The 11926-nt window shown below is 69.2% G+C and carries 11 protein-coding genes; 4 read left to right on the top strand and 7 right to left on the bottom strand.

All coding sequences use genetic code 11. From position 1 onward, the window contains the following. Positions 1–181 precede the first annotated feature (181 nt). Both CPZ00_RS00575 and CPZ00_RS00570 read left to right on the top strand, forming a co-directional pair. Positions 182–943, top strand: coding sequence for an IclR family transcriptional regulator (locus CPZ00_RS00575; protein ID WP_096388895.1), 762 nt, complete (start codon positions 182–184; stop codon positions 941–943). Positions 944–1412: 469 nt separating this feature from the next. Further along, entirely contained in the window at positions 1413–1736 is a 324-nt protein-coding gene (locus tag CPZ00_RS00570) for a hypothetical protein (RefSeq protein WP_096388894.1), read from the top strand. A 16-nt stretch (positions 1737–1752) separates the two neighbouring features. Here the strand turns inward: CPZ00_RS00570 and CPZ00_RS00565 are convergent, their stop codons facing one another. The 5 genes from CPZ00_RS00565 to CPZ00_RS00545 all read right to left on the bottom strand — a co-directional run bounded on the left by CPZ00_RS00565 (position 1753) and on the right by CPZ00_RS00545 (position 7527). Beyond that, entirely contained in the window at positions 1753–2982 is a 1230-nt protein-coding gene (locus CPZ00_RS00565) for an FAD-dependent monooxygenase (RefSeq protein ID WP_096388893.1), read from the bottom strand. 117 nt (positions 2983–3099) lie between these two features. Next, positions 3100–4587 carry an SLC13 family permease gene (locus tag CPZ00_RS00560; RefSeq protein ID WP_233255110.1) on the bottom strand — a complete coding sequence of 496 codons (1488 nt, stop codon included), beginning with the start codon at positions 4585–4587 and terminating at the stop codon, positions 3100–3102. A gap of 38 nt (positions 4588–4625) precedes the next feature. Then, complete coding sequence (locus CPZ00_RS00555) at positions 4626–5390, bottom strand: acetate--CoA ligase family protein (protein WP_096388892.1); 765 nt, start codon at positions 5388–5390, stop codon at positions 4626–4628. After that, the gene (locus CPZ00_RS00550; protein ID WP_096388891.1) at positions 5383–6789 is read right to left on the bottom strand and encodes a CoA-binding protein; all 1407 of its coding nucleotides are present in this window, start codon (positions 6787–6789) and stop codon (positions 5383–5385) included. Before CPZ00_RS00550 ends, CPZ00_RS00555 begins: the two co-directional genes overlap by 8 nt. Positions 6790–6849: 60 nt before the next feature. Beyond that, positions 6850–7527, bottom strand: coding sequence for an MBL fold metallo-hydrolase (locus CPZ00_RS00545; RefSeq protein WP_172861729.1), 678 nt, complete (start codon positions 7525–7527; stop codon positions 6850–6852). Between the two features lie 96 nt (positions 7528–7623). Here CPZ00_RS00545 and CPZ00_RS15500 point away from each other — a divergent pair, with 96 nt between their 5' ends. Further along, on the top strand, positions 7624–7794 hold the full coding sequence (locus tag CPZ00_RS15500) for a hypothetical protein (RefSeq protein WP_172861727.1): 171 nt from the start codon (positions 7624–7626) through the stop codon (positions 7792–7794). A 203-nt stretch (positions 7795–7997) separates the two neighbouring features. Continuing rightward, complete coding sequence (locus CPZ00_RS00540) at positions 7998–9083, top strand: cupin domain-containing protein (protein WP_172861725.1); 1086 nt, start codon at positions 7998–8000, stop codon at positions 9081–9083. Positions 9084–9130: 47 nt separating this feature from the next. Here CPZ00_RS00540 and CPZ00_RS00535 read toward each other — a convergent pair whose 3' ends face one another. After that, on the bottom strand, positions 9131–10675 hold the full coding sequence (locus tag CPZ00_RS00535) for a class I adenylate-forming enzyme family protein (protein ID WP_096388890.1): 1545 nt from the start codon (positions 10673–10675) through the stop codon (positions 9131–9133). Between the two features lie 120 nt (positions 10676–10795). Then, entirely contained in the window at positions 10796–11905 is a 1110-nt protein-coding gene (locus CPZ00_RS00530; RefSeq protein ID WP_096388889.1) for a BtrH N-terminal domain-containing protein, read from the bottom strand. Between the last annotated feature and the right edge of the window lie 21 nt (positions 11906–11926).

Here is an 11926-nt window from a genome sequence, read left to right as displayed (position 1 = left end):
AGCGGGTTAGGCACGGTCGGCGTCGTAGCGGGGTGGACGCGGTCGGGCCGTACCGAGGTGGACGCGGTCGGGCCGTACCGAGGTGGACGCGGCCGACGTCGGCATCGACTGTCGAGACGAGAACGTGGGTTCTCCCACAGCGAACAAAACGTTTTTGGCTCCTGCCCGCGCGAGTTCGCCCATGACGGACGGGAACGCGGGAACGGTGAAGTCGGTCGAGACGATGTTCGCGGTCGTCGACGTGCTTCGCGAGCGCGACGGGGCACGGGTCACGGCGATCGCCGACGAGCTCGACCTCTCGAAGAGCGCGGTGCACAAGCATCTGAGCACGCTCCGAAACCATCGGTTCGCCGTCAAGGAGGGCGACGAGTACCGGCTCGGGCTGGGCTTTTTCGGGTACGGCTCGTACGTCCGGACCCGGTACGACGTCTTCCGGAAGGCGAAGCCGCTCATCCGGGAACTGGCCGACGAGACCGGGGAGATGGTCTGGCTCATCGCCGAGGAGAACGGAATGGGGATGTACCTCTTCGGCGACGGCGGCTCCCTCGACGTCAACGTCGATTCGCTGGTCGGCACCTGGCGGCACCTCCACCTCAACTCCGGCGGGAAGGCGATCCTCTCACGGTTCCCCGAGGACCGCGTCGCCGAGATCGTCGAGCGACACGGGCTCCCGCGGCGAACCGATGCCACGATCACCGACCTCGACGAGCTCCTCGCGGAACTCGAGACGGTCCGCGATCGGGGATACGCGCTCAATCGTGCGGAGGACATGGCCGGGATCCACGCGGTCGGCGTCCCGATCATGCACCGCGACCGCGTGCAGGGCGCCCTCTCGATCGCCGGCGCCGCGAACCGGCTGACCGAGGACCGGATCCACGACGAGTACGCCGACCGACTGCTCACCGCCGTCAACGACCTCGAATTGAATCTCACCTACCGATAGCTCTACTGCCGTATATGTTCTCTAATTGTATTCGATATCAATACAACATTCATACTATTTTAAACTAGATACTAAGGGGATGGGATTTCATACGCCATAATACGAATGACTTTATAATTATAATGCATTTAAATGTCTATCTTAAACATCTACTCGTTCTTTATAAGAAAACGAAGACCACCGAAACCGATTCGTCGATCCCCCTACAAATTACAGACATACGACCGTAATAAATCGTACAGCGGGATCGAACGGCGCGGCGCTCGTGGAACCCGACGCGCCGACGTCCCGGTCCACGAGTGCCGATCGCCGACCTGACTGCTCCGCAATCTCGTTCTCTCTCAGAGAACGTTTCTGACGATTGCGCTCCGACGCGTTCTCGCCGCGATCCCCGTCACTGCGCCGCCGCGATCGGTCCGACCGCGACGCCACCGTGGGGATTTACGTACTCGGGGGGCGATCGTGAGGTATGGTCACCGGAGCCGACCTCGACGCCGCAGCCGAATCGCGCGACGACCTGCCGGACGCGGACGAGGTGTACGATCGCGAGGAGCCGATCCCGCTTTCGGCGCTGTTCGACGACGCGTTCGTCGCCGAGCACTCCTCCTTCGAGACCTTCGACGAACTGGTCGCGGCGAGTCCCTCGGATGCCGACGGCGCTGCCGAGCTCGGCGAGGTGCCGAGCGGGCTCTGGGACGAGTTCGTCGCGGAACACACCGACTTTGCCGACGAAGAGGCGTTCGTGATGGCCGCCCGTGACAACTGGGTCGCGAAGACGCTCGACCTCGATTGATCGACGATCTCGGCCGTCAGTAGTTGCCCGTCGAGACGATCGGCGGGGTGCCGTGCGGGCCGTAGGGTGCGTCGTCGAGCCATTCGCCGGCCGCCTCGAAGTGGTCCGCCAGCGATGCGGCGGCCTCCTTGCGCAACACGGTGACGGGGTCCTCGCCCTGGAGGTACTCGAGCGCCTGCCCGGCCGCGTTCAGGTTGTACTCGGCGGCCTTCTCGCGGCGGGCGGCGTAGAGTTCGACTTCGTCGCGGGCGACGGCGTCGGTCCGAGCGTTCACGGCGACCGCGATCGCGGAGGCCGCCTCGTCGGCGTCGGCGACCCCGGAGTTCATGCCGCGCGCCCCGAAGGGGGCAAGCAGGTGGGCCGCCTCGCCCGCCAGCAGCACGCGCCGGTGCTCGTCCACGAAGGAGTCCGCCATCACCTGCAGGAACTTGTAGGTCGACACCCAGGTGATGTGGTCGACGTACTCCTCGCCCATCACGTCGCGGACGAACTCGCGCATCCGCCCGTCCTCGGTGAGCGCCTCGGGGTCGTCGTCCTCGAAACACTGGATGTCGAGCCGCCAGCCGCCCTCGAACGGGACCAGCAGGACGTTCCGCCCGTCGGTCTCGGGGGCGTCGTAGTGGAACAGGCGCTCGAGCGGCAGCGGGTCCTCCTCGGCGTCCTCGATGTCGGCGATGATGAAGGAGTTCTCCGACTGGTCGCCCTCGAACTCGGCGCCGATCTCGTTGCGAACCTGTGAGCCGCCGCCGTCCGCGCCGACGAGGTACTCGGCCGCCCACTCGCGGCCGTCGGCCGTCTCGACGCGCACGCCGTCGGGCGAGGACTCGACCGTCTCGACCTCGGCCTCCCAGTGGATGTCGATCCCGGCTTCCGCCACCGCCTCGTGCATGTATTCCTCCGTCACGACCTGCGGGAGGCTGGTGAAATGCGGGATGTCGCCGGACCCGCCGGGGGAGTCGTAGGTCCGCCGGAACACCTGCTTGCCCCGCCAGCGCGTGTGGCGGGTCGGCCAGAGGAGCCCCTCGTCGACGAGGTCGGTGCCGAGTCCGGGGTGGATGCGCTCGAGCGTCCGCAGCGTCGACCCGTGCACGTAGATCGCCCGGCTCCCGGACCGATCGCGGTCAGCAGGGTCGCGCTCGAGGATCGTCGATTCGACGCCGCGGGCGTGCAGCGCCAGCGCCGTCGTCATCCCGACCGGCCCGGCACCGGCGATCAGCACCGGCGCGTCCGTGGTAGGTTCGCTCATATGAGACGTGTTCGCGTTACGCGACGAGCATCAAAGCGTTTGCGGTCCCTTCGTGGCCCGGCTCTTCGTGGCCCGGCCCCTCGGGGTTCACAATGCAGGTGCCCGGATCACGGCAGCTCAGTACAGAACCCCGAACCACAGCAGTTGGAGCGGGAAGAGGACGACCATCGTCACGAGCGAGCAGGCGGCGGTCGTGCGGATCAGCTCCCTCGTCTCGACGTCACCCTCCGCGAGCATCGCGATCAGCACCGCCGACTGGTACGGGAAGAAGTAGGTGCTGAGCGCGAGCGTCTCCGAGAGCAACACGGGCGTCAGCGGGAGCCCGGACGCCTCCGCGAACGGGATGAGCACCGGGGTGAGCACGCTCGCCACGGCCAGCCCCTCCATCAGCAGCGCCAGGGCGGCGGTGCTCAGGTAGACGAGCGTCAGACTCACCGCCAGCGGCACGTCCGCCGGGATCGATCCCAAAAGCACCGTCGCCGCGGTCTCGGAGACGCCGGTCGCCGCGAGCCCGTCGCCGATCGACAGCACGACCGCGACGAAAAAGAGGATCGTGAAGTCCGCCTCCGCGTCGACGATCTCGAAGGAGACCACCCCGATCCCCGGCAGGAACGCCAGGATCACGACCGCGAGCGCGCCCACGACCGGGTCGAGCCCGTGCACGAAGTCGGTCGTCCAGATCGCCGTGCCGACGAGCAGGAACGCCAACATGCGTCCGGGGCGGTTGACGTCAGCATCATCACCACCATCGGGCGCCGATTCGCGGCCGGTCGGTTCGTGGCCGACCGATTCGAGGCCGACCGATTCCTGATCCGCCGACTCGACGTCCACGTCCTCGAAAACGACCGTCGAGCCGGCGTCGGGCCGGAACAGGACGTACACGACCGCGAGCACGGCGGCCACCCGCGTGATACCCATCACGGGGTACAGGTGCAGCGCCCACTCGCTCCAGGCGATCGTGTGGCCGGCGACCGACTCGGCCAGCCCGGAGATGATGATGTTCGGCAGGTCGGCCGTCAGGAACCCCGGCGAGCCGTAGAAGGTCGCGAACAACGGGCCCAGGTAGAGCCCGACTCGGGCCGTTCGGTCGTCGAACCGCGAGCCGATCGTCGAGAGGATCGGCGCGAGCAACAGCACCCGGACGAGCGCGGACGGGACGAGCAGCGCGAGCGCGTGCGCGGACAGCCCGAGGCCGACGAGGAGGCGCCGATAGACCCGCGCCGGGGCCATCGTCTCGCCGCCGGACCGAACCGACGCGGGCACGCAGCGGGCGATCACGCGGTCCCCGGCGAGCCCCGCCAGCCCGCTTCGGCGGGTCGCGACCCCCATCAACAGGCCGAAGCCGACCAGCCAGGTCGCCGACGACCCGAACCCCGACAGCGCCAGCTCCGGCGTGAAGACCGCGGCGAGCAGCCCGATCCCGATCACGCTGGTGTACGCCGGCCGGATCGGCGCAAGCACCCACAGGCCGATGCAGAAGACGGTGATCGAGAGCATTTGCCCCGGATCGCCGCCGACGGCTACGAGGGGGATCGCGCCGGCGATCGTCGCGATCGGGAACGCGACCGTGGGGCTGCCAAGCCGCTCGCGTACTCGTCCGCTCACGCGTTCCGCCTCCCGGTGGGATCGAACCGCATCCGCGGTCACTCCGCGAGGACGACCAGCGCGTCCAGCGCGACCGCGCCGTCCGGCGAGACGAGCACCGGGTTGACGTCGATCTCGTCGATGGCCGGCGCCTCGATCAACAGATCGCCGACCGCCTGCACCGTCTCCACGAGCGCGTCGACGTCGCCCGGCGGTCGTCCGCGATAGCCGGACAGCAGCGGCGCGGCCGTCAACGACTCGACCGCGGCGCGCGCTTCCGCGGCCGTCACCGGCGCGATCCGATGCGCGACGTCCTCGTACACCTCGGTGAAGACGCCGCCGAGCCCGACGAGGGTCACGGGGCCGAACGACGGGGTGTTCATCCCGCCGACGATGAGCTCGGTCCCCGCATCGAGATCGGCGGCGTCCTCGATCAGCACCTCGGCGTCGATCCCCTCGTCGGCAGCCGCCTCGTGGATCGCGGCGGTCGCGTCGGCGACCGCGTCCGCATCGGCGAGGTCGAGCGCGACCCCGGCGCCGTCGGCCCACTCCGTCTTGTGGGTGACCGCCGGTGACGAGACCTTCGCGACGACGGGATAGCCGATCGCTTCAGCCGCGGTGATCGCCTCCTCCGTGTCGGCGACGACTGCACGATCGGGCGTCTGGATCCCCGCCGCGTCGAGCAGCGACTTCGACTCGGCCTCGGTCAGCGTGGTGCGGTCGGCGGCGCGGACGCGTTCGACGATCGATTCGACGGCGTCCTCGTCGATCCGGGTCGCGGCGGCGGGAGCGGTCGTCCCGTCGACGACGCCGCGGTCAGACATCGGCGCTCACCCCCGTCGACTCGGCGGTTCCGTCGTCGTTTGTGTCCGGGTCCCCGTCGCCCGCGAGCGCGCCGTATCGCGCGAGCAGACTCACGACGTCCGCGGCGCGCTCGGGCGAGTGGAACACGGGGATCCCCGCCTCCCGGAGCGCGGCGACGTCGTCCCCGAAGTCCGCGGGCGGACCGTCCGTCGCGAAGACGATCGGCTTCTCGACCGTCCCGACCAACGACCGCATCCGGTCGACGGGCAACCCGAGCGCGTCCTCGTAGAGCTCGTTCACGAGGACGACGTCGATCGCGTCGTCCGCGGCGACCGCCGCGACGACGTCGCCGAACTCGGGCATCGGCCGGCCGGTGTCGACCGGATTCTCGGCGTAGGTGATCCCCGGCAGGATGTCGGCGATCTCCTCGCTCGTCGCGTCGGCGAGCTGGGGGAGGTGCCCGCCGGAGCGCTGAATCCGGTCGGCGATGATGATCCCCGGGCCGGCCTGGGCGGTGATGACGCCGACGTTGGGGCCCGCCGGAAGCGGTCCGTCGCCCAACACGGCCGCGCCGTCGAGCAGCTCCTGGGTCGACTCGACGGTCGGGATCCCGTACTGTTCGAATCCCGCGAGATAGAGCTCGTGGTCGCCGGTCAGCGCGCCGGTGTGCGACTCCGCGAACGCGCCCACGTCCGACTCGCCGACCTTGTAGGCGATCACCGGCGTGTCCGCGGCCCGCGACGCCTCGAGGAGTTCGCGGCCCCGGTCGGTGCCCTCGACGTGAAGGACGATCGCGTCGGTGGCGGCGTGGTCGTCGAAGTGGGCGATCGCCTCCGGAAACCCGACCGTCGCGCGGTTGCCGAGCCCGACCATCGCGGAGAGCCCGCGTCCCTCGCGGAGCGTCTGGAACGCCAGCGAGTGGGCGACGCCGCCGCTTTGAGCGATCACGCAGGTGCCACCCGCCGGGACCTCCTCGACGCCGCTTGCGAACGACCCACACAGGCCGTCACCGGGGATCACGAACCCGCTCGTGTTCGGTCCGAGCACCGCCATCTCGTGGGCGGTCGCCGTCTCGACGATCCTGTCCTGGCGGTCCTCCCCCTCCGGGCCCGCCTCGGCGAAGCCGCCGGCGTAGATCACGGCGGCGTCGACGTCCGCGGCCGCACACTCATCGATCACGTCCGGCACGACCGGCGCCGGTACCGCCACGAGCGCGAGGTCGACGTCGTCGTCGATCTCGGTCACGGAGGCGACGAACTCACGGCCGAAGATCTCGCCCTCCGCCGAGGGGTTGACGGGATGGATCGTGCCGTCGAACGCCCGGAGGTTGACGAGCACCTGGTGGCCGATCTTTTCGGGAGCACGCGAGGCGCCCACCACGGCGATCGACGCCGGTTGGAACAGGCTACCAACGTTCATACGCCGTGTACAGAGACCGCCGGCATATCCCTTTCGACCCTTCCCGGCCGGGGCGACCGCTCAGGCCGTTCCCGCGAAGTTCACGAACCGGTCGAGTCTCCCGCCGGCGTCCTCGAGCACGCTCGAGCCGTGATAAACGAGCCCGACGTCGAACTCGAACTCCAGCAGCCGCGCCAGGCTCTCGTCCGCCGCGTTCAGGTCCGCCGAGTAGCGGGCGGTCGGCAACACGAAGTAGCCCTCGGGGAGCCCGCGTCTGTCGGCGCCGAAGACGGCGTCCCCGAGGACCGCGATCCCGTCGTCCTCGTCGACCAGCGAGTGGTGAGTCGGCGTGTGCCCCGGCGTCGCGACGGCCTCGAAGGGACCGACGGCGTCGCCGTCGCCGTACCGGTTGATCCGACCGGCGTCGAGGGTGGATCGGTCAGCCTCGATCGCCTCATCGATCGCCTCCTCGATCGCCTCCTCGATCACCAGCCCTTCGGGGATCCACACCTCCGGATCGAACGCCTCGGCGAGTCCCGCGAGCCCGCCGATGTGGTCGCCGTCGCCATGGGTGATCACGATCCGTTCGGGCTCGATCCCGAGCTCGTCGGTCGCCGCCACGACCGTCTCCACCGTGTCCGCGAACCCGGCGTCGACGAGCGTCGGGCTTGGCCCATCGAACAGGAAGACGCGGTAGCGACCGCCGCCCTGTTCACGAACGGTGACGTCGTACACGTCGGGTGCGATCTCCTCGATCATCGATCCGGAGGTCGTCCGCGCGTCGATTGAATCTTTCCCCGGTCCGGCGTCGATCCCGGCGATATCCTTTTGCCCGGCCCGCCCGTCGCGTCGGATATGGCCGAGTTCGAGAACCCCTACGCCGATGAGAGCCCGTTCGTGCAGGCACACTTCGACTGCCTCGACTGCGGCGGCAAGCTCTGGGAGTACGCCGTCCAGCGGCGGATGGTCTGTGAGGATTGCCGGGCCGTCTTCGCGACCGCGGACGTCTTCGAGGCGCAAACGTAAGTCGCCCTCGCCCTCTCCAGTCCGTCTTCGCCCCCTCCAGTCCGCCTTCGCCTCCCCCAGTCCGCCTTCGCCTCCCCCAGTCCGTCTTCGACCCCTCCAGTCCGCCTTCGCCCCCTCCAGTCCGGCGGCGTCCTCGATCAGAACCGACGTCGACGTCCGAGACCTCCAATACACTTATGCCGATCCTGCGATAACGAGACACTATGGCACAGTCAGAGCCCGATCCGGAGGAGCTCCTGGAGCTGAGTTCCGAAACCCGGACGATCCTCGAGGAGCACAGTCTCCGTCCGCTGTGGGAGGTCGAGGACGAGCTGGGAACCGCCCTGGACGACCCCGAGCCGGGCGTCTGGAAGTGGGAGGACGTCCGGGAGGCGATCGACCACATCGAGGAGGACGTGCCGATCGCCGACCTCCCGCCGGGGTTCCAGCGCCGCGTCGCCGTCCCGATCAACACCGCCCACGCGATATCGAACAGCATCTACGTCGGGATCCAGACGGTCTCGCCGGGCGAGACCGCACCGTCACACCGTCACGGGGCGAACGCGCTCCGGTTCTCGATCGACGGCCACGAGGACATGAAGACGGTCGTGGCGGGCGAGGAGTTCCCGATGCGGAACAACGACCTGATCACCACCCCGCAGTGGGAGTGGCACGACCACGTCAACGACTCCGACGAGACCGCCGCCTGGCTCGACGTCCTCGACCTGCCGCTCGTGCTCGACTCGATGAACGCCCGCAACGTCTTCGAGAACCACGAGCTCGAGCGCCAGCCGGTCACCAAGACGCCGGGCTACTGGGACTCCCAGTACGGCAACGGCCGCCCGGAGGGCGACGCCGGCGACGGCTCGATCCCGGGTCCCTTCGAGGGGATCCGCGAGCCGACGCCGCCCTACCGGTTCGGCTGGGACGAGATGCTCGAGGCGCTCCGCCAGCGCGCGGACAACGACGAGCCCGACCCCCACGACGGCTACAGCCTCTCGTACGTCAACCCCGCGACCGGAAGCCCGCCGCTGTTCCCGACGATGACGTTCCGCGCCCAGCTGCTCAACGAGGGACCGACCGACCCGCACTTCCACAACGCCACCGAAGTGTACTTCGTCATCGAGGGCGAGGGCGCGACCCACGTCGGCGACGAGGCCCTCGAGTGGAGCCAGTGGGACGTCTTCATCGTCCCGCCCGATGAGATCCATCACCACGAGCCCGACGACGAGGCGATCCTGCTCGGGATGAGCGACCGTCCCGTCCTCGAGGCGTTCAACTTCTACGCCGAGGCGGAGCCGTCGTCGTAGTCGGCGGTCATTCGTCGTAGTCGGCCCCTACTCCTCGAAGTCGACCGTCACTCCTCGAAGAACGTCGTCCGCACGTCGTCGCGCCGGATCTTCCCGGTCGAGGTCCGCGGGAACGATTCCCGGGTGATCACGTACTCGCGGGGGCGCTTGAAGTCGGCCAGTCCGTCGTGGGCCTGACAGTACGCGTCGAGGTCCGCCTCGGTCACGTCCCCGGTGACGGCGACGACCGCCGCGATGCGTTGGCCCCATCGCTCGTCCTCGCGGCCGACGACGGCGGCCGCCGCGACGTCCCCGTGGGCGGTCAGCACGGCCTCGACCTCCTGCGGGTAGACGTTCTCGCCGCCGCTGACGATCATGTTGTCCACCCGGTCGACGATGTAGAGGAGGCCGTCCTCATCGATCCGGGCGACGTCGCCGGTTCGGAGCCAGCCGTCGACGGTCAGCCGCTCGCTCTCGTGCGGCCGGCCGACGTACTCGGTGGCCATCCCGGGGCTCTTCCCGATCACCTCGCCGGTCTCACCGGGGTCGACCGTGGCGGTCGGGTCGGGTTCGACCTCCGGACCGGTGGATTCGACCACGCGCAGCTCCCAGGTGAACGACTCCGTGCCGATCGTGCCGGGGTTCGCCCGCTGGGTCTCGGGGTCGGCGAACGCCAGGTTCGGACCGCCCTCGGTGAGCCCGTAGGTGTTGTAGAGTCCCTCGCTGAGGTGTTCGGCGACCGCCTCGGAGAGCTCCTCGGTCACGACCGACCCGCCGGTCCGGATGTACGCCAGCGACGCGAGGTCGTAGTCCCCCTCGCGCTGTTCGTCGACCAACGTGTGCAGCTGGGTCGGGACCGCGAGCAGCCCCGTCGCCTCGTTCGATTCGATCAGGTCAAGCGTCTCGGACGGGTCGAAGTCGCTCTGGATCACGAGCGTCGCGCCGACCTGCAGGTGCGGCATGATCCACGCGTTCGTGGTGACCATATGGTACCACGGGGTCGCAAGCACGCCGACGTCCCGGTGGTCCAGCTGCATCTCCATGACGTCCTGGGTGCTGCCGTACCACAGCTGCTCCTGGTCGAACGGCACCGCCTTGGCGACGCCGGTGGTCCCGCTCGTAAACAACATTCCGTGTTCGTTCCCGTACGACTGCGGCCGGCCGTCGTCGGGGTCGACGTCGGCGATCAGCGACTCGTAGTCACGGACGTCCCCGCGGTCGGTCCCGTCGCCGTCGATGCTGACTCCGGTTTCGATCGCGGTCCGGTCGAGGACGTCGAGGGCGCGCTCGGCCGTTCGTTCGTCGAAGACGAGCACCGCCGGGTCCGTCGGCTCGAGCATCTCCACGAGGGCGCCGGCGCTCTCGCGGAAGGGGAGCTGCACGTTTCCGAGCCCGCGCTTGTGGCTCGCGAGGAGGGCCTCGACCACCTCGCTGCCGTTGTACGCGAGCGTGGCGACGCGCTCGCCGGGCGCGAGCGTCTCGAGGGCGGTCGCCAGGCGGTCGGTTCGGTCGTCCAGGGCGGCGTACGTCAGGGATCGGCCGTCGTCGGTCCGGATCGCGTCCCGACCCGGATGACACCGGACCGACCGGTCGAATGCGTCGAGGTAGTTCATATGGGACGTGAGTACGTATCGAACGGTGACCGGTCCCAATAATTGTTGTCCTCCGCGGTCGGGGTCGGAGCCGAAAGCTCGAAGCCGAAGTTCCGGAGCCAAACGCCCGAACCCGAACGATCAGGCGATCCCCACGAGCAGCCGCTTCCAGAACCGCTCCTCGAGGTCGGCGATCGTTTGCGTCCGGCGGGACGCCTCCGCGAGGTGGGTCGACAGCTCCGCCTCCGTCTCGGCCTCGCTCGCGCGCCGGACGGTCGTCGCGAGCCGCGACCAGTCGTCCGCGATCCCGTGCAGTTCGTTCGCAGCCGTCACGGAGAGCGCGGGAACGACCCCACTCGCCCGCTTCAGAAACGACGCGTACGGTCGCCGGAACGCCCCGCCGCCGGTCCCCCGCGCCTCGACGTTCTGCGCAGCCATCCGGGCCGTCCACCGTGGCTCGGAGCGGTCAGCCCACTGCGGGAGGTCCGCGGCGAGCGTCCGGATCCCCTCGACCCCGGCGACCGCGAATGCCGCATCCCGGGACCGGTCGGCCGCCGTCGACGGGTCGAGCATGGATCGAGCGGTCGACTCGATCGCCTCCTCGAACACCGTCTCGACGGCATCCTCGATCGCGGTCACGCCCTCCGACCCCGCCGGCAACCGCTCCGGGTGCGGGTCCGTGACGACCGTGGTCCGGTTCCGGATCGGGACCAGGTGGTCGTCGGTCATCGCGTCTCGGAGCGTCGCCAGCGGCACCCGCTTGACGTCGTCGAACTCGTTGTCCGCGATCAGCGCGACTCGACCGTGACCCGACCCGCCATCGCCGCCCTCGAGTCCGACACAGAGGACCCGGTGTGGCGCGAAGTGGGTGTCGGTGTCGAAGTACGGGAGCCGGGCGACGTCCGTGGCGAGCAGGACTGGGTCCCCGTCCGCGAGCCGCGTCTCGAGGCGGTCGCGGGTTCGCCCCCAGCCGCCGCCGGATCGGTGGTCGTACGCCACGCCGATCCGGTCGAGGAAGGTCGTCTCCAGCTCCGGCGACCGGCCGAAGAACGCCCGGTCCGGGCTCGACCCCGGCGTGAAGTACGTGAACCCGATCCCCTCGCCGAGCCCGAAGCAGACGGTCTCCGAGGCCACCCAGCCGTACCGGTTCGACAGCCCGTGGAGGGCGGTCGAGCCGCAGTGGAACCCGGACGCGTGGTCGAACCCCTCCGGCGTAGCGCTTCCCCGTCGACCGTCGTGGATGGCGGACATCTCGATACCGGCGATACCGCC

The sequence above is a fragment of the Halopenitus persicus genome (genome assembly GCF_002355635.1).
GTDB lineage: Archaea > Halobacteriota > Halobacteria > Halobacteriales > Haloferacaceae > Halopenitus > Halopenitus persicus_A.
Note: the sequence above shows the minus strand (reverse complement) of the source record. Positions and strands in the feature narration are given on the sequence as shown.